Raw genomic sequence first — 22,897 nt, forward strand, 5'->3', positions numbered from 1 at the left:
TTTCTCGCCGCCCAGACGACAGCCGCCGAGCAACCTTCATGAGCAGCACCCGAGCGTGAACACCGGCCACCCCGCCCCGGCACGGTCAAAGCAAGCCGGCCGCCCGACCCGTCCTTCCACCGCGAGACTTGCGCAAGCGGGCGCTCCCCGTCAGCGCCGCACCCCAGGGCAGCCCTTCCAAGCACGACTTCCTCGAACGCGGCCCGCTCGGGCGCAAGCGACGGCGCGGATCGCAGCAGTGCGGCCTCCTCGAGTGCTTCCTTCGCCGACGCGGCGCGCTGTGCCGTCGGCGGCATGGGCATGACTGGCTGCGGGCTGATCCGGGCCGCTTCAGCGACCGAGGCTGTCGCGGCGACCGGGGCGGTGACGGCAACCGGAGCCGTGGCGGCAACCTGCACGGTGTCGCCAAGCGAGGCTGCGGCTGCGGCGGCTGGGTGGTCTGGCGCTCGCTCTGTGGTGATCTGCCTCGCCTGGGGCGACTGCGGCGGTGGGATCAATTTTCGCTCGGCGGCTTGCAGGCGGAAATGGGCTTCAGCGGCCTCTACGCTGCCGAACAGACGTCGCAGCTTCTGGGCGTGGCGTGCCTTCAAGCCCCAGTATCGGCGGGTTTCGTGATCGCGACGGAATTCTGCGCGGCTGGCGGAATAGTTCCTCGCCTTGGTCGGGTCACGCATTTCGGCCACTTTCGCCCGGGTGAAGAACTGCAGCTGCGCCATGAGCAATTCTCTCGCGAACCGGATGACTCGCGTCAGTTTCCGATCATGCCAACTTCGGTCGATTACCGACGCCGGTCAACCGCTGATACCAGAATGGAAGGCCACACTCCAGTCCTTATGGCGGTTTCACAGGGAGAGCACAGTTGATTTTCCGGGCAACGCTTCATCTCTCGGATGGATCATGCCGGACCGCATAAAAGGCTGGCCGAGAGCCGGGACAGCGGGCCAGGGCCGGGGAACCTTACCTGGTAGGGACCGCAGGGCGAGGACAGGGAGCTCACAAGGCCGGAAAAGACGGGCCCCAGGCTGATCGCCTGAGGCCCGCACGCGGATGTCACGGGCAGTTCGAGACGTTCTCGCCGGTGGTGCAGATGTCGGTTCCCGGGCCGCCGTCGATCTTGTCGGAGCCGGGGCCGCCGACGAGGGTGTCGTTGCCGGGGCCGCCGTAGAGATTGTCGTTGCCGTTCTCGCCCTGGACCGTGTCGGCGCCGGAGCCGCCGTAGACGGTGTCGTTGCCGCCGAAGGCGTTGACGGTGTCGTTACCGCCGAGCAGGCAGATCACGTCATTACCGGGGCCGCCGGCCAGGATGTTGTTGCCGGCGGTGCCGATGATGGTGCAGCCGTTGGCGTTGTTGACCGCCGTGGTCTGGGCGGCCGTGTTGTCAGCCGGAAGCGGGTCGGCGGTCGTCGTCTCCGCCGTGGCGGTGGCCGTGATCGTGCCGGTGGCCTGTGGCTCGACGGTCAGCGTGATGGTCGCGGTCGCGTTCCGGGCCAGGTTGCCGACGGCGCAGGTCGCGACGGCGCCGGCGATCGTGCACGTGCCCTGGGTGCTGGTGGCGCCCAGGATGGCGCTCGCCGCACCGGTCAGCGTCACCTTCGCCGTGACGGCACCGGCCTGGTCCGGGCCGGCATTGGTGACCTTGCTGGTCGCGACGAACGTGCCGGCCAGGGCGATCGGGTCGGCCGAGTCGGTGACGGTCACGCCGAGGCCGGCCGTCGGCAGCGGGTCGATCGTGGTGCTCTGCGTGCCGGAGTTGTTGCCCGCCGCCGGATCGTCCTGGTCCGCTGAGACCGTGGCCTCCGCCGTGATCGTTCCGGCCGCTTGCGGCCTGACCGTCACGAGGACTGTGGCCGTCGCGTCGCCGCCCAGGTTGCCGATCGTGCAATTCACCGCCGGCGCGGTGATCGTGCAGAAGCCGCCGGTGACCGTGGCGCTCTGGATGATGTGGTTCGCCCCGGACAGCACGACCTTGGCCTTCGCCTCGGTCGCCGTGTTCGGCCCGTCGTTGTCGACCAGCGCTCGGTACGTATAGGACGTGCCGGCTTCGACCGGGTCGGCCGAGTCGGTGACCGTCACGCCGAGATCGGCCGACGGCCTCGGGTCGATCCTGGTGCTCTGTGTGTCGGAGTCGTTCCCCGGAGTGGAATCGGGCCGATCCGACGACACGGTGGCCTTCGCCGTGATCGTTCCGGCCGCCAGCGGCTTGACCGTGACGATGACCGTGGCCGTCGCGTTCCCGGCGATCTCGCCGATGGTGCAGTCGATGACAGGCACTTCCACCGTGCACGAGCCGCCCGCGGCCGTCGCGCTCTGGATGGTGTGGTCGGCGCCGGACAGCTCCACCTTCGTCCTGACTCCGGTGGCCGCGTCCGAGTCGCTGTTCCTGACCTCAGCCCGGTACGTGTAAGCGGTGCCGGCTTCGGCCGGGCCGGGAGAGCCGGCGAACGACACTCCGAGGTTCGTGGGCTGCGGCTCGATCGTCGTGCTGTCCGTGCCGGAGTTGTTGTCCTGCACAGGATCGGCCTGATCGGCCGAGACGGTGGCCTTCGCGGTGACGGAGCCGACCGCCTTGCCCCGGTAGTTCACGGCGATCGTGTTTGTACCGTCCCGGCCGAGGCTGCCGAGGTCACAGGCGATGTTCGACCCGTCGATGGTGCAGGAGCCGGCGTTCACGATGGCGTACTCGATGGTGCGGTCGACGCCGGACAGGACAATGGCGGCCTTGACCCCGGCAGCCGTGTCCGGCCCGTTGTTCCTGACGTCGATCTGGAAGGTGGTGGTGTTGCCGACCTGGGCCGTGTCCTCGCTCCCGGCAACGGTCACGCCGAGGTCGGCCGCCGGCGGCGCCGTGATGGTCGTGGTCGCGGTGTCGGTGTTGTTGAGCGGCAGCGGATCGGGCTCGCCGGCCACGACGGTCGACTTCGCGGTGATCGTCCCCGCGGTCTGCGGCTCGACCGTCACCTCGGCCGTGACTTCGGCGTCCTTGGCCAGGGCGCCGAGGGTGCAGGTGACCTCCGGCGCCGCGACGGCGCAGGAGCCGCCGGGGACGGTCGCGCTCTTGATGGTGTGGGTGGCGCCCGACAGCGCGACAGTGACCTTGGCGCCCGTGGAGGCGTCGGGCCCGTTGTTCTTGACCCGGGCGTTGTAGGTGACGGGAACGGTGGCCGCGACCTGCGCGGCCGAACCCGTGATCGTGGTGAGCAGATCGGTCGAGGGTGTGGTCACCGTGCCCAGTGCGACCGCGTAGGTCGTGTCGAGTCCGGTGTTGACCGCGGCGATCGAGTTGTCCGCGGTGGCGAGGACCCGCGTGCCGCCGAGGCCGGTGAGGTAGACACGTGAGCCGTCCGCACTGACCTCCGCGTCCAGGAATCCGGGGCTGGGGATGGTGACCCGGGCGCCGGTCGAGATGGTGTGGACGGTCACATTGCCGCTGCCATGCCCGATGTAGAGGCGGGCACCGTCCGGGGAGATGTCGATCGCCTGCGGACCCGGGCTCTCGGCGATGGGGCTGTCGAGGGTGAGGGTGGCGGCATCGATGACGGCCACCTGGTTGCCGCTGATGCTGGTCACGTAGGCGCGCGAGCCGTCGGGCTTGATGGCCACGGCGAACGGATAGGTGACCGGGAGCGTCTTGACGACGGTCTCGGTGCCCGTGTCGATCACCGAGACCGTGTTGTTGCCGGCGCTCGGCACGTAGGCCAGACCATTCGGCGCGACCCACACTCCTTGCGGGTTGCCCCCGACGGGAATGCGGTTGGTGATCTCGTCGGTCGCGGTGTCGAGCACGACCACCGTGGCCCCGGTGGGCACGTACAGCTTCTCCCCGTCGCGACTGAACGCGGGGCGATTCGGGGACGGGCCGACAGTGATCGTCTTGACGATGGTGTTGGTCGCCGTGTCGATCTTCGACATCTCCGAGCTGCTGTAGCCCGGGACGTAGACCGTTTTCCCGTCGGGTGCGATCGCGATGCCCTGCGGGCCGGCGGCGACCTGCCCGATGGTGTCGACCACGGTGCCGTCAGCGGTGTCGATCACTTTCACGGTGCCCTTGGCCTGGCCGTTCATCCGGCCGGTGACATAGGCCAGAGTCCGGGTCACGGCTGCGGCCGGGCTGGCGGGCAGTACGGCCACCATCGTGCCGGCGAGTAGCGCCATCACTGCGATGAGCGGCGTTCGCCGCCGCCGAGCTGTATCGCTGTTAATCACATAGCCCCCTCATTCGGAATTGCCCCAAAACCTACTTAAAGGGACATAATTCCGGCGGTACGTCTTCAGGCGCGACCGCTTGCGGGTGACAGGAAAAGCCCCGGGCGCGAGCCCGGGGCTTTCGGAGGGGACCAACAGGATCACAGGCCGGCGCGCAGCTCCTGGCGCAGCTTGGTCAGGGCCTTGGTGAGCAGGCGGGAGACGTGCATCTGGGAGATGCCGACCTGGTCGGCGATCTGCGACTGGGTCAGGTTGCCGTAGAAGCGCAGCGTGAGGATCTTCTGCTCGCGCTCGTCGAGGGTGGCCAGGGCCGGGCCCAGGGCGACGCGGGTCTCGGCCAGTTCGAACTCGTTGTCCTCGCCGCCGAGGGTGTCACCCAGCTCGGTGGTGCCGTCGGCCGAGATCGGGGTCGACAGTGAGGTGGCGTTGTAGGCGCGGGCGCCCTCGAGGCCTTCCAGGACGTCTTCCTCGGTGACGCCCAGGTGGGCGGCGACGTCGGCGACCGTCGGGGAGCGGCCCAGGCTGTGGGTCAGGGTGCTGTTGGCCTCGGTGATGGCCAGGCGCAGCTCCTGCAGGCGGCGCGGCACGCGGACCGACCAGGTGCGGTCGCGGAAGTGGCGCTTGATCTCGCCGATGATGGTCGGGATCGCGTAACCGGCGAAATCCACTCCGCGTGAAGGGTCGAACTTGTCGATCGCCTTGATCAGGCCGACGTTGGCGGTCTGCACGAGGTCGTCGGTGGGCTCGCCGCGGCCGGAGTAGCGGTGGGCGAGGTGACGGGCCAGCGGAAGCCAGGCCTCGATCGCCCGGTCGCGGGCATGAGCCCGGGCCGGATGGCCCGCGGGAAGGTCGGACATCGCCGCCAGCAGGTCGGCTGCGGTCTCCTGGGCAACTGCCTGGTCTGCGTACGACAGGGTCATCGGTGTGGTCCTCCATCACAACGGGCAGAGAGCCGTGCCCGCTAGCGGCGACCGTTCAGTTATTCCACGCTAGCCGATGAGGTGACGGTTGCCTAGCCGAACGTACGAGTGACGCTCGACAAGCCCGGACCCGCGCGGCAGGTGGGTGACGCGGCGGGGATTTAATGTCGGTCCCCCGTGGTAAACAACGGGAAACACACGAAGTCTCCAGACGGGAAACAGGGATGGCCATTCTCGGCATCGACATCGGCGGCTCCGGAGTCAAGGGCGCGCCGGTCGACACCGTCAGGGGCGAGCTGCTCGCGGAGCGGTTCCGCGTGCCCACTCCGCAGCCCTCCGACGTGACCAGCGTCGTCGAGGCGGTCGCCCAGGTGGCGGCCCAGTTCGACGGGTTCGACCGGGTCGGCGTCACCTTCCCCGGCGTCGTGGTCGACGGCGTCACCCGCACCGCGGCGAACGTGGACAAGTCCTGGCTCGACGCGCCCGCCGCCCAGCTGTTCAGCGATCGGCTCGGCATGCCGGTCAGCGTGCTCAACGACGCCGACGCGGCGGGTGCGGCCGAGGTCGCCTTCGGCGCCGGCAAGGACCAGGCCGGGCTGGTCATGATGCTGACTTTCGGTACGGGCATCGGCAGCGCCCTGTTCCTCGACGGCACCCTGATCCCGAACACCGAGTTCGGCCACCTCGAGCTCGACGGGCACGACGCCGAGAGCCGGGCCTCCGACCGCGCCCGCGAGACCGAGGACCTGAGCTGGGAGAAATGGGCCAACCGGGTCGGCAACTACCTGCGTCACGTCGAGATGCTGCTCTCGCCGCGGCTGTTCATCATCGGCGGCGGCGTCAGCAAGAAGGCCGACCGTTTCCTGCCGCTGATCGACATCCGTACGCCCATGGTCCCGGCCACGCTGCTCAACAACGCGGGCATCATCGGCGCCGCGGTGACGGCCGAGACCGACGCCAAGGCGGCCTCCCCCGGCGGCGTGACGCCGCACGAGGCGGGCGCGCGGGTGGCCGGCTGATGGCCCGCACGATCGCCACCAACACCCAGGTCGGCCGGGAGGAGCTGCTCGAGTTCCTGCGCCCGCGCCACCGGGCGATCCTCATGACGACCCGCCGTGACGGCCGGCCCCAGGCCTCGCCGAACACGTGCGGGGTCGACACCGAGGGCCGCATCGTCATCTCGACCTACCCCGAGCGGGCCAAGGCGCTGAACATCCGGCGCAACCCGCTGGTGTCGGTCCTGGTCGAGTCCGACGAGTTCAACGGGCCGTGGGTCCAGGTCGACGGCACGGCCGAGGTGATCGACCTGCCCGAGTCGGTCGAGCCGCTGGTCGAATACTTCCGCGTGATCTCGGGCGAACACCCGAACTGGGACGAATACCGTCAGGCCATGCGTGACCAGGGCAAATCCCTGATCCGCGTCACGATCGACCGGTGGGGCCCGATCGCCACCGGCGGCTTCCCGGCCCGGCTGGCCTGATCGGGTCCGCATGCCAGGCGGGCCGGGGCTCAAGAACGCCAATCGGTGAGGCGGTCGGCCGCGGTTTCGGCCAGGGCGTCGACCGACGAGCGGATCGAGCCGGCGTTCTCCCAGCCACTGGTGTCGAGCAGCGTGACGGCGTCGCCGGAGCGGATGGCGACGATGTAGGTGATCTGGCGTTCCGCGTTCGGGTCGGGCTCGCCCGTCCCGGCGCGGCCCACCTCCGAGCGCTCGATCATCAGGGACTCGTCGCCCAGGCCCGGCGAGCCGAGGGAGCGGTACCGCGGCGGCGGGCTGCCTTCGACGCCGGCCGGGCAGGCTCGGGCCGCGTCGCGGAGCTCGTCCAGGAAGTCCTGGGCCCCGCTCCCCCGGTACACCGTGACCGTGTTGTGGACGACGTCGTCGGGGACGTATTCGGCGCCCAGCTCGGGCCGTTTGTAGGTCAGGCGCACGGAGGCCCGCACGGCCGCGTCGCCCGCGCTGGGGAAGCGGGCGCCGTCGCAGAGGCCGGTGGGGTCCCAGATCTCGGTGAGACGTGCGAAATCGCCCGTGTTGCCGTCGGCCTTGTTCAGCATCGCCCGCGCCGGAATCGACTTCGGCAAGGCGGGCGGTGGGCTGGAGGTCCGGGCCGCGCTCGACGTCCGAGCCGCGCTCGAGGGAGAAACCGGCGGCGCGGAGACCGGCTTCGAGGGCAGGCTGGTGATCGACGGTGACGGCGGAACGCTCTGTACCGGGACGATCGGCCGCTGACCTCGATCGTCACCCCCCAGGGCCCACCCCGTGCCGAAGGCGCCGGCGATCAGGACCGCGGCTGCGGTCACCGTGAGTACGCCTCGGCGTACCGCCCGGCGGTCCGACTGGTGACGTACCTCGGCCGCCGGCAGCAGGCGGCCCCGGCCCGTGTCCGCCGACAGGGCCGCGAAGGCGTTCCTCAGCTCATTCGACATCGGTGGCCTCCGGCAGGCGGGTGGACGCGAGAATGCCGGCGAGCTCGGCCCGGCCCCGGTGCAGCCAGGACGTGACCGTGCCGACGGCGGCGCCCGTCTCGGCCGCGATCGCCGAGACCGGCAGGTCGAACAGGTAGTGCAGGGCGACCGCCTGGCGCAGGTTCGGTGACAGGCGGCGCAGCGCGGCCGTGAGCACGACCGCGTCCTCGCTGGGCGGGGCCACCGGCTCCGGCGGGCCCGCCCGGCGTACGGCCGCACGCCAGCCCGACAGCCGTCGCCAGCGGTCGGTGGCGAGCCGGGCCACGACCAGGCGCAGCCAGCCCTCGGGGGCCGGGTGCGCGGAGACCGTGCGCCAGCTGCGCCAGGCCCTGGTGTACGCCTCCTGCACCACATCCTGGGCTTCGGTGAGGTCACCGGTCATCGCGTAGCCGTAGCGCAGCATCCGCGCCGAGGTGTCCCGGTAGAACTCGTCGAAGCCGTCCGCGTCCCGCATCCGCGCACCCTGCTTCCTGAAGAAGTTATGCACCCCTAACGGCCCGCATGCCCAGAATGCTGCATACAAAAATGGCCGGCACCCCCGAAGGGGTGCCGGCCGGGCGCTGAAGGTCAGACAACAGGCGTCGTCTGCTCCGCATCGAGCAGGTAGAGCAGGGTGTCGCGGTGCATCTCGGCCACCGGCTCGAGCAGGTCGGGGTGGCGCAGCAGCACGGACGCCTCACGGTCGCGCTGGTCGGGCTCGATCAGGCGGCGGAACTCGTTCGGGGTGCCTCCGGCACGGCGGGGGAACGGGAGCGGCCGGTTGTCGGCCAGCGGGACCGCCGCGGCCACCGCGTCCACCGCGCGGCGGGCCAGCGCCGGGTCGGCCAGCAGGCAGGCGGCCCAGCTGACGACGACCTCGTCGACCCACGTACGCCAGCCCTCCTCCTCGGCCTCCTCGTCCTCGGGCTCGCTGCCGACGCGCCAGTCGAGCACCGCCGAGCCGCCCGGGCCGGCGATCGCGACCAGCGCCGCGTCGACCTCGGTCGGGTATCGCAGCCACGCGGCCACCGTCACGGCCTGCCGGGCCTGAAGCTCGGACAGGGTGTGGGCGATGGTGTCGGGGCTACCGGCGGGGTAGGCCCGGGACAACCAGTGGGTGCTGGCCGCGATGACGGGCGACAGCTCGACAGACGGTCCGGCCACGTGGGGTGCTCCTCCGTTAACGGCGCCGGCACCAGGGCGGTGCGGCGTCACGGGGTACCTCTCGGCGGCCGGAAGGGGCAGTCTGAGCGGGGTGACCGGAGTGGGACCGGCCGGCAACCAAGGCACTACCGGAACAGCCGTACGGGAAATTCGATTTTGCCCACCGGTAACGTCCCGATGATCAAAGTCGGTAAGCATGAGCGACGGGCGCAACCGCCTCGCCTGGATGAGGCGGCCGGGCCCGGCTCCGGTAGGTTGAGTCGCATCGGCACGTGACCGTTTGCGGCGCCTCCACAGCGGAGAAGTATGCCCTGACGGCGGTCTGGTTTCGCCGACCCCGCCCGCGCCCTTCTGACTACGGTGGAGATCATGACCGGTCGTTTTCCCATCGAGGACGTCACGCCCTCGGTGTCCTGTGGCCGCTACCCCGCTAAGGCGGTCGTCGGCGAGCTTGTGCCGGTCTCCGCGGTGTCCTATCGCGAAGGACACCACGCGCTCGGCGTGAACGTGGTATGGCGTGGCCCCGACGGCGAGACCGAGCCGTTCACCCGCATGCGGCCGGGCGAGCCCGGCCTCGACCAGTGGCACGCCACCATCCGGCCCGGCCGGGTCGGCCGGTGGACGTTCACGGTGGAGGCGTTCGACGATCCGTACCGGACGTGGCGCGACGCCGTGGTGAAGAAGATCGGCGCCGGGCAGGGCCTGGAGGACCTCGCGAACGACCTCGCCGAGGGCGCCGAGGTGCTCGACCTGGCCACCAAGGTCGTCCCGGGCCACGACGAGGACCGGGTCCGCGACGCCGCCGCTGCGCTACGCGACGAGCAGCGCTCGCTGTTCGCCCGGGTGTCCCCCGCGCTCGACCTGGAAGAGCTGCTCTGGCACAACCCGGTGCGCCAGCTGGTCACGACCACCAGGTCGTACGCCCTCTGGGTCGACCGCAAGCGCGCCCTCTACTCCGCCTGGTACGAGTTCTTCCCCCGCTCCGAGGGCGCCGAGGTCGGCCCCGAGGCCACCCCGGTCAGGCACGGCACCTTCGCCACCGCCGCCGAGCGGATCCCGGCCGTGGCCGCGCTCGGCTTCAACGTGCTCTACCTGCCGCCGATCCACCCGATCGGCAAGGTCAACCGCAAGGGCCGCAACAACACCCTGGTGGCCCGGCCCGAGGACGTCGGCTCGCCCTGGGCCATCGGCTCCGACGAGGGCGGCCACGACGCGATCCACCCGCAGCTCGGCACCCTCGAGGACTTCCGCCGTTTCATCGGCGTCGCCCACGACCACGGCATGGAGGTCGCGATGGACCTCGCGCTCCAGGCCGCGCCCGACCACCCGTGGGTCACCTCGCACCCCGAGTTCTTCACCACCCGTGCCGACGGCACCATCGCCTTCGCCGAGAACCCGCCCAAGAAGTACCAGGACATCTACCCGCTGAACTGGGACAACGACTACAAGGGCCTGCGCGACGAGGTCTACCGCGTGGTCATGCACTGGGTCGGGAACGGCGTCAAGATCTTCCGGGTCGACAACCCGCACACCAAGGCGCTCAACTTCTGGCAGTGGCTGATCGCCAAGGTCAAGGAGACCGACCCCGACGTGCTGTTCCTGGCCGAGGCGTTCACCCGGCCGGCCATGATGAACGGGCTCGGCAAGATCGGCTTCACGCAGTCGTACACGTACTTCACCTGGCGCACCACGGCCTGGGAGATGCGGCAGTACATGGAGCAGCTGCTCACCACGATCGACTGGATGCGGCCGAACTTCTGGCCCAACACCCCCGACATCCTGCACGAGTCGCTCCAGCACGGTGGCCCGCCGATGTTCAAGATCCGCGCGGTGCTGGCCGCCATGCTGACCCCGTCCTGGGGCATGTACTCCGGCTTCGAGCTCTTCGAGCACGTGGCCCGGCCCGGCGCCGAGGAGTACATCGACAACGAGAAGTTCGAGCTCAAGCCGCGCGACTGGGCCGGCGCCGAGCGATCGGGCCGCTCGCTGGCCCCGTACATCGGCCGCCTGAACCAGATCCGCGACGAGAACCCGGCCCTGCACTGGCTGCGCAACCTGCGCTTCCACGAGATCGACAACAGCAACCTGCTGTGCTTCTCCAAGCGCGACCCCGACACCGGCAACACCGTTCTGGTGGTCGTCACGTTCGACTCGGCGAACGTGCAGTGGGGCAACACCGTGCTCGACATGCCGGCCCTCGGCAAGGACTGGCACGAGAAGTTCACGGTCGTCGACCAGATCACCGGCGCGACCTACGAATGGGGCCAGCACAACGCGGTACGCATCGATCCTTACGTGGAGCCGGCGCACGTCTTCGTCGTACAACCGGCGCAGTAACAAGATTCAAATACCTGCGGGTGGGTAGGTGGGGAACCTGATGGACCAGAAAAACGATCTCGATCTCGAGCAGGCCTCCGATCCGACGGAAGGCAGCCACGTCGAGGACGGCGTGGTCGAGCACCCGAGCGCGGAGGACTTCGGTCACGCGCGGGCGCTGCCGGCCGACCGGACGTGGTTCCAGCGCGCCGTCTTCTACGAGGTCCTGGTCCGGGCGTTCTACGACTCGAGCTCGGACGGCGCCGGCGACCTGCGGGGCCTGATCGAGCGGCTCGACTATCTGCAGTGGCTGGGCGTCGACTGCCTGTGGCTGCCGCCGTTCTACCAGTCGCCGCTGCGCGACGGCGGCTACGACATCAGCGACTTCTACAAGGTGCTGCCGGAGTTCGGCACGGTCGAGGATTTCGTGGCGCTGCTCGAGGCGGCGCACAAGCGCGGCATCCGGGTCATCACCGACCTGGTCATGAACCACACCAGCGACCAGCACCTGTGGTTCCAGGAGTCCCGGCGCGACCCCGACGGGCCGTACGGCGACTTCTACGTCTGGAGCGACACCAGCGACAAGTACAAGGACGCCCGGGTCATCTTCGTCGACACCGAGGAGTCGAACTGGACGTTCGACCCGGTGCGCCGGCAGTTCTTCTGGCACCGGTTCTTCTCGCACCAGCCCGACCTGAACTACGACAACCCGGCCGTGCAGGAGGCGATGCTCGACGTCCTGCGCTTCTGGCTCGACCTCGGCATCGACGGCTTCCGGCTCGACGCGGTGCCTTATCTGTACGAGCGTGAGGGCACCAACGGCGAGAACCTGCCCGAGACCCACGCGTTCCTCAAGCACTGCCGCAAGGTGATCGACGACGAGTTCCCGGGCCGGGTGCTGCTGGCCGAGGCCAACCAGTGGCCGGCCGACGTGGTCGAGTACTTCGGCGATCCGAAGACCGGCGGCGACGAGTGCCACATGGCCTTCCACTTCCCGCTGATGCCGCGGATCTTCATGGCCGTACGGCGGGAGTCGCGTTTCCCGATCTCGGAGATCCTGGCCCAGACGCCGTCCATCCCGGACAACTGCCAGTGGGGCATCTTCCTGCGGAACCACGACGAGCTCACGCTCGAGATGGTCACCGACGAAGAGCGCGACTACATGTACTCCGAATACGCGAAAGACCCGCGGATGAAGGCGAACGTCGGCATCCGGCGCCGTCTCGCCCCGTTGCTGGAGAACGACCGCAACCAGATCGAGCTGTTCACCGCGCTGCTGCTGTCGCTGCCCGGTTCGCCGGTCCTCTACTACGGCGACGAGATCGGCATGGGCGACAACATCTGGCTGGGCGACCGCGACGGCGTCCGTACGCCGATGCAGTGGACCCCGGACCGCAACGCCGGCTTCTCCACGGCCAACCCCGGGCGGCTCTATCTGCCGGCCAACCAGGACCCGGTGTACGGCTATCAGGCGGTCAATGTCGAGGCGCAGCGGGACAGTTCCACCTCGTTGCTGAACTGGACGCGTACGATGCTGGCGGTGCGACGCCGCCACGAAGCGTTCGCCGTCGGCACGTTCCGCGAGTTGGGCGGATCGAACCCGTCGGTGCTGGCGTACCTGCGCGAGGACGGCGACGACGTCGTCCTGTGCGTGAACAACCTGTCGCGCTTCCCGCAACCGATCGAGCTGAACCTGCAGCACTGGAACGGGTACACCCCCGTGGAACTGACCGGGCACGTGAACTTCCCGCGCATCGGCCAGCTGCCGTACCTGCTGACGCTCCCCGGGCACGGCTTCTACTGGTTCCAGCTGTGCGGGTCCGAGGAGAAGCAATGACGCTGCCTTTCGCCGAGTGGCTGCCGCAGCAAAGGTGGTACGCCGGTAAAGCACGCACCTTGTCGTCGGTCAAGGAGGCGTCGTCGACGGCGCTCGACGACAACCTCGACCTGGTGCTGATCGACGTGGAGTACACCGACGGCAGTTCGGAGCGGTACCAGGTGCTCGTGGCCTGGGACTCCGGCCCGATCGTCGAGTACAGCGAGGTCGCGACGATCGGCACTGCCGGCAACCGCACCGGGTACGACGCCCTCTACGACCCGTCGATGGCCCGCAAGCTGCTGGCCCTGATCGCGGCCGGCGGCACCAAGGGCGACGTGATCTTCCACGCCGAGCCGGGCGCCGACTTCCCGGTCGAGTCGTGGCCGCGGGTCTTCGACGCCGAGCAGAGCAACACCAGCGTCATCTTCGAGCAGGACGCCATCCTCAAGGTGTTCCGCCGGGTCTCGGCCGGCATCAACCCCGACATCGAGCTCAACCGGGTGCTCGGGCGGGTCGGCAACGTCCACGTGGCCAAGCTGCTCGGCTCGTTCGAGACCACCGAGAGCGGCGAGCCCAGCCCGCTGGGCATGGTCACGCAGTACGCGGCGAACTCGGCCGAGGGCTGGGCGATGGCGACCGCGTCGGCCCGCGACCTGTTCGCCGACTCCGAGTACGGCGCCGACGAGGTGGGCGGCGACTTCCAGGGCGAGTCCTACCGTCTCGGTGAGGCCGTCGCCTCCGTGCACGCCGACCTGGCCCGCGAGCTCGGCTCCGGGCCCTCGCCGTTCCCGGTCGACGCCATGCTGGCCCGGCTGCGCACCGCGGCCAACTCGGTCTCCGAGATCCAGCAGTACGTCCCGGCCATCGAGAACGAGTTCCACGGGCTCACCGGCCAGCAGGTCGAGGTGCAGCGCGTGCACGGCGACCTGCACCTCGGTCAGGTGCTGCGGGTCCCCGAGGGCTGGCTGCTGATCGACTTCGAGGGCGAGCCCGGGCAGCCGCTCGACGAGCGCCGGCTGCCCGACTCGCCGCTGCGCGACGTCGCCGGTGTGCTGCGCTCGTACGAGTACGCGGCCTACCAGCTGCTGGTCGATCAGGACGACGACGAGCCCCTGGCCGCCCGCGCCCGCGAGTGGATCGACCGCAACCGGGCCGCGTTCTGCGACGGATACGCACACGCCTCCGGCGTCGACCCGCGCTCGCTCGGGTCGCTGCTGGCGGCGTACGAGCTGGACAAGGCGGTCTACGAGGCCGCGTACGAGGCCCGGCACCGGCCCGGATGGCTGCGGATCCCCCTGCGGTCCATCGCCCGGCTCGTCGGCTGATCTTTCAACTAAGGAGCTTCCCGTGACCGGCCAGACCGTATCCACCTCGCTCGCCGCGGACCAGCGCGCCCTGAACAGCGTGGTGGCCGGGGACACCCACGACCCGCACGCGACGCTCGGCGCCCACCCCGGCGGCGGCAACACGGTCATCCGCACCCTGCGCAAGGGCGCCAAGGCGGTGGCCGTGGTCGTCGACGGCAAGCGCACCGAGATGACCAGGGTGCACCCGGACGGCGTTTTCGCCGCCGAGCTGCCCGGCACGGTGCTCGACTACCGCCTCGACGTGGACGGGACGACGGTCGACGACCCGTACCGTCACCTGCCGACCCTGGGCGAGCTCGACCTGCACCTGATCGGCGAGGGCCGGCACGAGAAGCTGTGGAAGGTGCTCGGCGCGCAGCCCAAGGGCGACGGCGTCGGGTTCGCGGTGTGGGCCCCCTCGGCCCGCGGTGTGCAGGTCATCGGCGACTTCGTGGGCTGGGGAACGTACGACGGCTGGCCGATGCGGTCGCTCGGCAGCAGCGGCGTCTGGGAGGTGTACGTCCCGGACGCGCACGCCGGCAGCAAGTACAAGTTCAAGATCCTCGGCCGGGACGGGGTGTGGCGCGAGCACGCCGACCCGCTCGCGCAGCACACCGAGGTCCCGCCGGCCACGGCTTCCGTCGTCTATGCCTCTGATTACCAGTGGTCCGACGAGGAATGGATGACCGCGCGGGCCACCAAGACCTGGCACCAGGAGCCGGCCAGCGTGTACGAGGTGCACCTGGGCTCGTGGCGCCCCGGGCTCTCCTATGCGGAACTCGCTGACGAGCTGACGGCGTACGTCGTCGAAATGGGCTTCACCCACGTCGAGCTGATGCCGGTCATGGAGCACCCGTTCGGTGGCTCGTGGGGCTACCAGGTGACCGGATATTTCGCTCCGACCTCGCGTTTCGGAAATCCCGACGAGTTCCGGCATCTGGTCGACACGCTGCACCAGGCGGGCATCGGGGTGATCCTCGACTGGGTGCCGGCGCACTTCCCCAAGGACGAGTGGGCCCTCGCCCGCTTCGACGGCACCCCGCTCTACGAGCACGGCGACTGGCGTCGCGGCGAACACCCCGACTGGGGCACGTACGTCTTCGACTTCGGCCGCAAGGAGGTCCGCAACTTCCTGGTCGCCAACGCGCTCTACTGGTGCGAGGAGTTCCACGCCGACGGCCTGCGGGTCGACGCGGTCGCCTCGATGCTGTACCTCGACTACTCGCGCAAGGACGGCGAGTGGACCCCGAACCAGTACGGCGGCCGGGAGAACCTCGACGCGATCAGCTTCCTCCAGGAGATGAACGCGACCGTCTACAAGAACAACCCCGGCGTCGTCACGGTGGCCGAGGAGTCGACGGCGTGGCCCGGCGTCACCCGCCCGACCCACCTCGGCGGGCTCGGCTTCGGCTTCAAATGGAACATGGGCTGGATGAACGACACCCTGTCGTACATGGAGCACGAGCCGATCCACCGGCAGTGGCACCACCACCAGATGACCTTCGCGACGGTGTACGCCTGGAGCGAGAACTACATCCTGCCGATCAGCCACGACGAGGTCGTGCACGGCAAGGGCTCGCTCACCGGCAAGATGCCGGGCGACCTGTGGCAGAAACTGGCCAACACGCGCGCCCTGCTCGGCTTCATGTGGGCCTTCACCGGCAAGCAGTTGCTCTTCATGGGCGGCGAGATGGGCGACCTGCGCGAGTGGAGCGAGGAGCGCGGCCTCGACTGGGACCTGCTCGACGACCCCCAGTTCGGCGGCATCAAGACCCTGGTGAAGGACCTCAACCACGTCTACCGGGACACCCCGGCCATCTGGTCGCAGGACACCGAGCCGAGCGGCTTCCGCTGGATCACCAGCGAGGACTCGCAGCACAACACGTTCTCGTTCGTGCGCTTCGCCCCCAACGGCGACGCGATGGCCTGCGTGGTGAACTTCGCGGCGGTGCCGCAGGAGGGCTACCGGATCGGCCTGCCCCGGGCGGGCCGCTGGGCCGAGGTCATCAACACCGACAGCGAGTCGTACGGCGGATCGGGCGTGGGCAACCTCGGCGAGGTGCACACCGACGAGCTGCCCTGGCACGGCTTCGACCACTCGGTGTCGCTGCGCGTGCCGCCGCTGGGCGCGGTCTGGCTGCGCCACGAGGCCTAGTCGTCCCGGGTGACCTCCAGCTGGGGGGCGCCGTTCACGCAGCGAAGCTCGACCTCGATACGGTCGTCGCCGTTGCGGAACTCGCCCTCCCGCTGGTCCTGGTCGTGCACGGAGAACCCCTGAGCGGGCGCCATCGAGATGATGCGGATGCAGTCGGCCACGACCGTACCCCCGCGGGTGTTGAAGGTCCGGCTCTCCGCTCGGCCGGCCGCCGCACTGGCCGCGGCGCTGGCGGCAGCTGCCGCGCTCGCCGCCGCTCCCGCTGTTCCCTCACCCACTGTCCCCTCGCCTGCCGCCCCCTCTTCCGCCGATTTCGAATTTGTCGGATTTGTCGCGGGTGCCGAGCCGAGGGCACGCTCGACGTCGTCCTCGTCGAGCACGGTGGCGGCGCGCTCCGAGGTCAGGCCCGAGCCGACGAGGCCGATGCCGACCACGCCGACCAGCACGGCCAGGATCGCGGCGGCGGCCCAGCCGGCCACGATCACCGGCTTCCGGTCGAGAATGCGCATGAGGGAACTATGCCCGCCGCCCGGCTAAGCCTGACGCCGGGCAACGCTAAGGGAGGGTTAAGAGCCTCCGTTTCTGTCGGACCCGGCGGATAGCGTTCATCCGTGGCGAGACTCCTGTTGATCGAGGACGACCCGGCGATCCGGTCCACCCTGCTGCGCGCCCTGCGCGAGCGCGGCCACGCCGTGGCCGCCTCCCCCACCGCGATGGAGGGCCTGCAGGCCGCCCTGGCCGACCGCCCCGACCTGATCGTGCTCGACCTCGGCCTGCCCGATCTCGACGGCCGCGAGCTGCTGCGCATGCTGCGGGCCATCAGCCAGGTCCCGGTCATCGTGGCCACCGCCCGCGACGAGGAGCGCGAGATGGTCCGGCTGCTCGACGCGGGCGCCGACGACTATGTGGTCAAGCCCTTCACCGCGGCCCAGCTCGACGCCCGCGTCCGCGCCGTGCTGCGCCGCTTCTCCCCCGCCGAGACGCCGTCGGTGCTGGCCGTGGGTGGGCTGCGGATCGACCCGGCGGCCCGCGTGGTCACCCTCGACGGCGCGACGGTCGAGCTCACCCCGCGCGAGTTCGAGCTGCTGCACCATCTGGCCCAGCGGGCCGGTCAGGTCGTCACCAAGCGCGAGCTGCTCACCGAGGTGTGGCAGGTGCCCTACGGCGGAGCCGACAAGACGGTCGACGTCCACCTCTCCTGGCTGCGCCGCAAGCTGGGCGAGACGGCGCAGGAGCCGCGCTATCTTCATACCGTCCGCGGCGTCGGCGTCAAGCTGAGCGGGCCCGCGTGAGGGCCCGGCTGACCCTGCTGGTGGGCGCCACCACGCTGCTGGTGCTGCTGGCCTTCCTGGTGCCGCTGGCGCTGCTGGTGCGCCAGGTCGCCGAGGACCGGGCGATGAGCCGCGCCGACGACGTGCTGCGCACGGTGGTGCCGCTGGCCGGCTCCGGCGACCGCGACGCCATCCGGCTGGCGGTCACGGCACAGGCCCTCGAAGTGTCGGTCTTCCTCCCCGACGGCAGCGTTCTGGGTCAGGAGACAGACCCCAGTCCGGCCGTACGTCTCGCGGCCGCGCGCGGCGAAGCCCTGACCGTGGCCGTGGACGACGACCGGGAGATCGTCGTCCCGGTGGTCGGCGCGTCCGGCACCGCCGTGGTCCGCACGGTGGTCGACGACGACGACCTGCGCCACGGCGTCGACCGGGCCTGGCTCACCCTGACCGGGCTGGGCGTGGTGCTGGTCGCGCTGAGCCTGCTGGTGGCCGACCGCCTGGCCCGCGCCATCACGGCCCCGATCACCGAACTGTCGGCCGTCTCCCACCGCCTGGCCCGGGCCGAGCTGACCGTGCGGGCGAGCCCGTCCGGCCCAGCCGAGCTGCGCGAGGTGGCCGGCGCCCTCAACCACCTGGCCGACCGCATCCAGGTCCTGCTGAACGCGGAACGCGAACGCGTGGCCGACCTGTCCCACCGGGTCCGCACACCGCTGACCGCCCTGCGCCTCGAGACGGAGTCGCTGCGGGACCCGGAGGAGGCGGCCCGCGTCTCGGCCGCCACCGACGAGGTGGCCCGCGCGGTGACGGCCCTGATCCACCAGGCCCGCCGCCGCGACGAACCGTCCGGCCCGGCCGAGTGCGACGCCGCGGCCGTGGTCCGCGACCGGGTGGCGTTCTGGGCCGTCCTGGCCGAGGACACGGGCCGCGCCCTGACCCAGGAGATCCCACCCGGCCCTCTCCCGGTCGCCGTGGCGGCCGACGAGCTGGGGGCGGCCCTCGACGCCCTGCTGGGCAACGTCTTCGCCCACACACCGGACGGCACGGCCTTCGAGGTACGCCTGTCCGCCCACCCGTCCGGCGCCGAGCTCACGGTGACCGACGAGGGTCCCGGCTTCACGCCCGAGGCGGCCCAGCGCGGCGTCTCAGCCATCGGCTCCACCGGCCTGGGCCTGGACATCGCCCGCCAGGTGGCCACCACCTTCGACATAGGGGCCAAGCCGGGCGGCGGCGCCACGGTGCGCCTCCAACTGGCCGCCCCGCAGGCATGAGAAAGCCCGGCGGCCCGCATGCGGGCGGCCGGGCTGTTCACGGGCCGTACGTCAGTCGTCGTCGTTGTCGTCGTCGCTGTCGTCGTCCCGGTTGTCGGTCTCGTGCTGGACGATCCTGCCGTCGGCCGGGTCGATCTCGATCTCGTGCTCCTTGTCGCCGACGTGCACATCGACGTCCCACACCTGGCGGTCGTTGTCGTCGTCGTCCAGCTCCACCTCGTGCACCTGGCCACCCGGCACCGCGCGCAGCGCGATCTCCCGCGCGCCGTTCGCGTCGACGGTCGCGCCGGCCGGCGCGGCGGGGTCAGCCGTGGCTGCGCCGCTCGAGGTGGTGGCTCCGCCGCTCGGAGTGGCTCCGCCGCTGGGGGTGGCTCCGCCGCTCGCGGTTCCTCCCGTGGCCGGGGCCGGGCTGGTGGTGTCGCTCGGCGTGGCCGACGGTGTCTCGGCCTGGGCCACCGCGGCGGTCCGGGCCGGGCTCTCGCCGCCGGTGGCGGCCAGCGCGGTGCCGGCGATGCCCAGGGCCGCCAGGACTCCTACGCCGGCCACCACGACGGTGCGAGTGCTCTTCATCAGTTGACCTCCCAGTCGTTTCGGACTGTCCCACCATCGCGGGAGATCACCTATGGGCACGCTGTGCCGCCGTTAAAGGAGTCCTAAGGATGGTTCACCGGCGGCGCCCAGCCCGGGCGCGGGATCAGGCAGAACGGATGCCCGGCCGGATCGGCGAACACGTAGTGGCCGTCCAGCTGCCGCGCGCCCAGCGCCCGTACGGCCTCGGCCGCCGACGGCAGGTCGTCGACCATGACGTCGAGGTGCATCTGCTGCGGCACGGCCGGGCCGGGCCACGTCGGCGGGCGCTGGTCGGGCGAGCGCTGAAAGGCCAGCCCCGACGTGGTGGTGTCGGCCGAGACGACCGCGAAGTCCCCGTCGTCGTACGTCACCGGCTGCCCGAGCACGCCGCTCCAGAACCGCGCCGAAGCGCCCGGATCGGGACAGTCGACGATCAGGTGGTGAAGGCGTCCGACCGGCACGCGGCTCACCTCGTTCGGGTCAGCGCAGGCGGGAACCCGCGGTAGGGCTGAGGCGCAGATGTCGCGTCGAGTCTGCCAGCCGGGGGAAGCGTTTCACGTGGTCGGCGACGGCGTCCTCGCCGGCGAAGCGCGCGAGCCAGACGAGCACATGCTCGCCGGCACGAACCGGGAGGGCCGGAAAGGTGTTCTCCGCGTACTCGGTGGTCAGCACGGCCAGCGGCACGACCCCGGACTCGGCGGCCCGCGCGGCCACCAGCTCGGCGAACGTCTCGTCGAAGGGACGGTCGCCGAAATAGAGGGTGGCCAGGAACAAGGAACCGGACGAGACCGGGTCGGCGGATCCGGCCACAGCTGAGGCGGAAGGGGCGGCTGGGCGCAGGAGGAGGACGTCGTCGCTGTCGATCATCGTGGCGTTGGCCTCGGCGCGGTGGGTGCGCCAGGTGGGGCCGGTGTAGAAGGCGTTCAGGGAGGCGGCCCGGGACGGCATGTCGGGGAAGGAACGCAGCCAGACGAAGCGGTCGGGGTCGTCGAGGTCGCGGAACTGGCCGATGACGCGCATGCCGGTGGCTTCCTGCGTCTCGACGAACTCCCGGTCGAACAGGGTGATCAGGTCGTCGCGGCGGCCGGGGTGCAGGGTGTACTGGCGGAGCTCGACGATCATCACGCCTCCAGGGAGCGGTGCAGGACGTCGGCCACGGAGGTGCGGGCCAGTTCGCGGCGCAGCGCCTGCTCGGCGCCGGCGTAGACGTCGCTCAGGGCGGGCCGGATGCCGCGGCCGACGGGGCACTCGAGGTTGGGCTCGGTGTGGTGCAACGCGAAGATCGGCGGGCCCTCGACGGCGTCGTGCACCTCGCTGAGCGCGATCTCGCCGGCCGGGCGGGCGAGCTGCCAGCCGGCGCCGGCGCCGTGCCGGACGGTCACCAGCCCGGCCCGCCGAAGGTCACCGAGGCTGCGGCGCACGATCACCGGGTTGACGTTGACGCTGGCGGCAACCTCGTCGGAGGTGAGCACGTCGCGTCCGCGCCGGTGCGCCAGGGCCAGCCAGGCCAGAGCGTGCACGGCGATGGTCAAGCGGCTGTTCGCGGCCATCGATGCCTCCTCGCTGTAACAGCGTCGGTTACAGCAAGGAGGGCGTCAAGCGGATCAGGCCGAAGGAGGAGTGGGCTGATCAGCGGGCGGAGAGGCCGGCGCGGGGCTGGACTGGTCGGCGGCCGGCGCGGGGCTGGACTGGTCGGCGGCCGGCGCGGGTGAAGGGCTGGACGGTTCCGCGGGCGGAAAGTCCAGCGCCCGGCCAGGCTGGTCGGCGTCCGGCGCGGATGAACGGCCGGACGGCTCAGTGGGCGCGGACCCCGGTGCGGCGCTGGACTGGTCCGGTGCGGGGAAGGCCGGGGGCGGCGGGGCATACGGCGAGGGCGCGCCGAAGGGCACGGGCGGCTGGGGAAAGGGCACGGAAGCCTGCGGAAAGGCGGAGCCGGGGTAGACAGGCGCCGGGAACGCCGCGCTGGGGTAGCCGGGCGCGGGGAACGCCGCGCCGGGGTGGCTGGGCGCCGGGAACGCCGAGCTGGGATAACCAGGGCCGGGGAACGCCGCGCTGGGATGGACGGGCGCGGGGAAGGACGGGCCGGGGTGCGGGGGTGCCGGGTAGGGCGACGCGGGATAGGCGGGCGGCACGCCGTAGCCGTAGGGCAGAGGTGGCCTCGGGGTGATGGGGCGGCCCGGGCGGAAGAAGCGGTTCGAAGGGCCGACCAGGAGCAGGACCACCGTGACGATGGCGCAGGCCAGGGCCAGGACCAGCGCCGAGAAGCTGATCACCTCGTAGGCGATGGTCCAGCCGGAGGAGTCGAGGGCGGACAGGCGGTCGTAGAAGGCCTCCCCGGGGAACGTCTCCGAGTAGTAGTCCGTGTCGTCGGGGAAGGGCTCGTCGTCAAACGGGTCCTCCTCGTCGATGCCGCCCGCGGCCAGGCTGCCGGCGAACAGCAACACACCCATCCCGCCGAGCAGGCAGCCGCCGAAGAACAGCGCCACCGGGGCGCCGATGCCGGCGAACGTGAGGATACGGCCCACGTTGTTGCCCCTGCGCACCAGGAACGCCGTGATGCCGAGCCAGATCGCCAGGATCAGCGCGGGGATCGCCGGGAACAGCGTGTCCGAGACGTTGAACGAGCGCTCGCCGGCCACGGACGCCTGGTCGGTGCCGGGGGCCAGGGCGGCCTCGGTGATCAGCCCGTCGTAGTGGACGGCCCGGGCGATGGCCGTTCCGACGAACAGCAGCAGCATCGCGGCCACCGCGAGCTGGAACCAGAAGGCGACCCGGACGGTCGTGGGGATCGGAGGCGCCGCCGTGGGGTTCGGCGGGAGGGGCTGTGTCACGCGGGCACTGTACGGATCGCGGACTAGTTGATCAATCGAGAAGCCACTCCGAGGCGAGCAGGCCGAAGATCAGGTCGTCGGTCCATTCGCCCTTGATGAACGTCTGCTGCCGCAGCAGGCCCTCGCGGGTGAAGCCGAGCCGTTCCATCAGCGAGGCCGAGGCGACGTTGCGGGCGTCGCACTCCCCCGCCACTTTGTGCAGACCCTGCACGCGGAAAAGACGGTCGAGGACGGCCCGTACGGCCTCGGTGGCGTACCCCTGCTTCTGATGTTGCGAAGCCAGGGTGAAGCCGATCTCGGCCTGCTTGGCGTTGTCGTGCAGGTGCACCGCGACATCGCCGATGAGGTCGCGCTCGGCGACACGCTCGATGGCGTACTGGAACCAGCCCGGCTTGTCGGGGTCGGAGCCGATGAAGTTGGCGACCGCGGTCTCGGCCCGCAGCAGCGGGAACGGCGCGTCCCACGACTGGTAGCGCGCGACCGCCGGATCGGAGCGGTACTCGGCCAGCACCGGGGCGTCCGTGGGGCGGAAGCGCCGCAGGATGAGCCGTTCCGTCGCGATCAGCATGGAACGAGGTTATCCGGCCGG

The 22,897-nt window shown here is 70.6% G+C and carries 21 protein-coding genes; 9 read left to right on the top strand and 12 right to left on the bottom strand.

The window, feature by feature from the left end; all coding sequences use genetic code 11:
* The first annotated feature begins 128 nt into the window (after positions 1-128).
* Entirely contained in the window at positions 129-863 is a 735-nt protein-coding gene (locus ACFY36_RS07920; RefSeq protein WP_499745164.1) for a hypothetical protein, read from the top strand.
* 187 nt (positions 864-1,050) lie between these two features.
* Here ACFY36_RS07920 and ACFY36_RS07925 read toward each other — a convergent pair whose 3' ends face one another.
* Positions 1,051-4,152, bottom strand: a complete 3,102-nt coding sequence (locus ACFY36_RS07925; RefSeq protein WP_499745165.1) for a CARDB domain-containing protein — start codon at positions 4,150-4,152, stop codon at positions 1,051-1,053.
* Between the two features lie 191 nt (positions 4,153-4,343).
* Positions 4,344-5,123 (bottom strand): RNA polymerase sigma factor SigF, encoded by a 780-nt coding sequence (locus tag ACFY36_RS07930; protein WP_499745166.1) that lies wholly within the window; start codon positions 5,121-5,123, stop codon positions 4,344-4,346.
* A 224-nt stretch (positions 5,124-5,347) separates the two neighbouring features.
* Here ACFY36_RS07930 and ppgK point away from each other — a divergent pair, with 224 nt between their 5' ends.
* Positions 5,348-6,142 (top strand): polyphosphate--glucose phosphotransferase, encoded by a 795-nt coding sequence (ppgK, locus tag ACFY36_RS07935; protein ID WP_097329081.1) that lies wholly within the window; start codon positions 5,348-5,350, stop codon positions 6,140-6,142.
* Positions 6,142-6,603, top strand: a complete 462-nt coding sequence (locus ACFY36_RS07940; RefSeq protein ID WP_498688323.1) for a PPOX class F420-dependent oxidoreductase — start codon at positions 6,142-6,144, stop codon at positions 6,601-6,603. Before ppgK ends, ACFY36_RS07940 begins: the two co-directional genes overlap by 1 nt.
* A 29-nt stretch (positions 6,604-6,632) precedes the next feature.
* Here ACFY36_RS07940 and ACFY36_RS07945 read toward each other — a convergent pair whose 3' ends face one another.
* From ACFY36_RS07945 to ACFY36_RS07955, 3 genes are all read right to left on the bottom strand, one after another.
* Positions 6,633-7,550: a hypothetical protein gene (locus tag ACFY36_RS07945; protein ID WP_499745167.1), complete on the bottom strand. Its 918-nt coding sequence runs from the start codon at positions 7,548-7,550 to the stop codon at positions 6,633-6,635.
* The gene (locus ACFY36_RS07950) at positions 7,540-8,043 is read right to left on the bottom strand and encodes a SigE family RNA polymerase sigma factor (RefSeq protein WP_499745168.1); all 504 of its coding nucleotides are present in this window, start codon (positions 8,041-8,043) and stop codon (positions 7,540-7,542) included. Before ACFY36_RS07950 ends, ACFY36_RS07945 begins: the two co-directional genes overlap by 11 nt.
* A gap of 113 nt (positions 8,044-8,156) precedes the next feature.
* Complete coding sequence (locus ACFY36_RS07955) at positions 8,157-8,732, bottom strand: hypothetical protein (protein WP_499745169.1); 576 nt, start codon at positions 8,730-8,732, stop codon at positions 8,157-8,159.
* Between the two features lie 369 nt (positions 8,733-9,101).
* Between ACFY36_RS07955 and ACFY36_RS07960 the strand changes: the two genes are divergently transcribed.
* The 4 genes from ACFY36_RS07960 to glgB are packed head-to-tail and all read left to right on the top strand — an operon-like array spanning position 9,102 to position 16,368.
* Positions 9,102-11,069 carry an alpha-1,4-glucan--maltose-1-phosphate maltosyltransferase gene (locus tag ACFY36_RS07960; RefSeq protein WP_499745170.1) on the top strand — a complete coding sequence of 656 codons (1,968 nt, stop codon included), beginning with the start codon at positions 9,102-9,104 and terminating at the stop codon, positions 11,067-11,069.
* A gap of 40 nt (positions 11,070-11,109) precedes the next feature.
* Positions 11,110-12,885 (top strand): maltose alpha-D-glucosyltransferase, encoded by a 1,776-nt coding sequence (gene treS, locus ACFY36_RS07965; RefSeq protein WP_498688330.1) that lies wholly within the window; start codon positions 11,110-11,112, stop codon positions 12,883-12,885.
* Positions 12,882-14,192: a maltokinase N-terminal cap-like domain-containing protein gene (locus ACFY36_RS07970; RefSeq protein WP_499745171.1), complete on the top strand. Its 1,311-nt coding sequence runs from the start codon at positions 12,882-12,884 to the stop codon at positions 14,190-14,192. The genes treS and ACFY36_RS07970 overlap by 4 nt, the downstream gene beginning before the upstream one ends.
* Before the next feature lie 22 nt (positions 14,193-14,214).
* A complete protein-coding gene (gene glgB / locus ACFY36_RS07975) occupies positions 14,215-16,368 on the top strand; it encodes a 1,4-alpha-glucan branching protein GlgB (protein ID WP_499745172.1) in 2,154 nt (717 codons plus the stop codon).
* Here glgB and ACFY36_RS07980 read toward each other — a convergent pair.
* Positions 16,365-16,877 (bottom strand): hypothetical protein, encoded by a 513-nt coding sequence (locus tag ACFY36_RS07980; protein WP_499745173.1) that lies wholly within the window; start codon positions 16,875-16,877, stop codon positions 16,365-16,367. The two genes, glgB and ACFY36_RS07980, sit on opposite strands and share 4 nt — an antisense overlap.
* A 102-nt stretch (positions 16,878-16,979) precedes the next feature.
* Here ACFY36_RS07980 and ACFY36_RS07985 point away from each other — a divergent pair, with 102 nt between their 5' ends.
* Positions 16,980-17,660 carry a response regulator transcription factor gene (locus tag ACFY36_RS07985; RefSeq protein ID WP_499745174.1) on the top strand — a complete coding sequence of 227 codons (681 nt, stop codon included), beginning with the start codon at positions 16,980-16,982 and terminating at the stop codon, positions 17,658-17,660.
* Positions 17,657-18,907, top strand: coding sequence for a HAMP domain-containing sensor histidine kinase (locus ACFY36_RS07990; protein WP_499745175.1), 1,251 nt, complete (start codon positions 17,657-17,659; stop codon positions 18,905-18,907). The genes ACFY36_RS07985 and ACFY36_RS07990 overlap by 4 nt, the downstream gene beginning before the upstream one ends.
* A gap of 51 nt (positions 18,908-18,958) precedes the next feature.
* Here the strand turns inward: ACFY36_RS07990 and ACFY36_RS07995 are convergent, their stop codons facing one another.
* The 6 genes from ACFY36_RS07995 to ACFY36_RS08020 all read right to left on the bottom strand — a co-directional run bounded on the left by ACFY36_RS07995 (position 18,959) and on the right by ACFY36_RS08020 (position 22,876).
* Positions 18,959-19,477 (bottom strand): PepSY domain-containing protein, encoded by a 519-nt coding sequence (locus ACFY36_RS07995; protein ID WP_499745176.1) that lies wholly within the window; start codon positions 19,475-19,477, stop codon positions 18,959-18,961.
* Between the two features lie 83 nt (positions 19,478-19,560).
* A complete protein-coding gene (locus ACFY36_RS08000; protein ID WP_499745177.1) occupies positions 19,561-19,947 on the bottom strand; it encodes a VOC family protein in 387 nt (128 codons plus the stop codon).
* A gap of 10 nt (positions 19,948-19,957) precedes the next feature.
* Complete coding sequence (locus ACFY36_RS08005) at positions 19,958-20,599, bottom strand: NIPSNAP family protein (protein ID WP_499745178.1); 642 nt, start codon at positions 20,597-20,599, stop codon at positions 19,958-19,960.
* Positions 20,599-21,027 carry an Rrf2 family transcriptional regulator gene (locus ACFY36_RS08010; protein WP_499745179.1) on the bottom strand — a complete coding sequence of 143 codons (429 nt, stop codon included), beginning with the start codon at positions 21,025-21,027 and terminating at the stop codon, positions 20,599-20,601. Before ACFY36_RS08010 ends, ACFY36_RS08005 begins: the two co-directional genes overlap by 1 nt.
* Before the next feature lie 54 nt (positions 21,028-21,081).
* Complete coding sequence (locus ACFY36_RS08015; protein WP_499745180.1) at positions 21,082-22,308, bottom strand: hypothetical protein; 1,227 nt, start codon at positions 22,306-22,308, stop codon at positions 21,082-21,084.
* Between the two features lie 31 nt (positions 22,309-22,339).
* Positions 22,340-22,876 (bottom strand): GNAT family N-acetyltransferase, encoded by a 537-nt coding sequence (locus ACFY36_RS08020; protein ID WP_499745181.1) that lies wholly within the window; start codon positions 22,874-22,876, stop codon positions 22,340-22,342.
* Positions 22,877-22,897 lie beyond the last annotated feature (21 nt).

Origin of the sequence: Actinoplanes sp. NPDC000266 (genome assembly GCF_042899005.1) — a bacterium.
Taxonomy (GTDB): Bacteria; Actinomycetota; Actinomycetes; order Mycobacteriales; family Micromonosporaceae; genus Actinoplanes.

Bases quoted from the DNA above. Each gene is read 5' to 3' on its own strand.
- ACFY36_RS07940 (WP_498688323.1), top strand. From the start codon at position 6,142: ATGGCCCGCACGATCGCCACCAACACCCAGGTCGGCCGGGAGGAGCTG.
- ACFY36_RS07970 (WP_499745171.1), top strand. From the start codon at position 12,882: ATGACGCTGCCTTTCGCCGAGTGGCTGCCGCAGCAAAGGTGGTACGCC.
- ACFY36_RS08005 (WP_499745178.1), bottom strand. From the start codon at position 20,599: ATGATCGTCGAGCTCCGCCAGTACACCCTGCACCCCGGCCGCCGCGAC.
- ACFY36_RS07930 (WP_499745166.1), bottom strand. From the start codon at position 5,123: ATGACCCTGTCGTACGCAGACCAGGCAGTTGCCCAGGAGACCGCAGCC.
- ACFY36_RS07995 (WP_499745176.1), bottom strand. From the start codon at position 19,477: ATGAAGAGCACTCGCACCGTCGTGGTGGCCGGCGTAGGAGTCCTGGCG.
- ppgK (WP_097329081.1), top strand. From the start codon at position 5,348: ATGGCCATTCTCGGCATCGACATCGGCGGCTCCGGAGTCAAGGGCGCG.
- ACFY36_RS07950 (WP_499745168.1), bottom strand. From the start codon at position 8,043: ATGCGGGACGCGGACGGCTTCGACGAGTTCTACCGGGACACCTCGGCG.
- treS (WP_498688330.1), top strand. From the start codon at position 11,110: ATGGACCAGAAAAACGATCTCGATCTCGAGCAGGCCTCCGATCCGACG.
- ACFY36_RS08010 (WP_499745179.1), bottom strand. From the start codon at position 21,027: ATGGCCGCGAACAGCCGCTTGACCATCGCCGTGCACGCTCTGGCCTGG.
- ACFY36_RS07980 (WP_499745173.1), bottom strand. From the start codon at position 16,877: ATGCGCATTCTCGACCGGAAGCCGGTGATCGTGGCCGGCTGGGCCGCC.
- ACFY36_RS07925 (WP_499745165.1), bottom strand. From the start codon at position 4,152: ATGGCGCTACTCGCCGGCACGATGGTGGCCGTACTGCCCGCCAGCCCG.
- ACFY36_RS08020 (WP_499745181.1), bottom strand. From the start codon at position 22,876: ATGCTGATCGCGACGGAACGGCTCATCCTGCGGCGCTTCCGCCCCACG.
- ACFY36_RS07960 (WP_499745170.1), top strand. From the start codon at position 9,102: ATGACCGGTCGTTTTCCCATCGAGGACGTCACGCCCTCGGTGTCCTGT.
- ACFY36_RS07945 (WP_499745167.1), bottom strand. From the start codon at position 7,550: ATGTCGAATGAGCTGAGGAACGCCTTCGCGGCCCTGTCGGCGGACACG.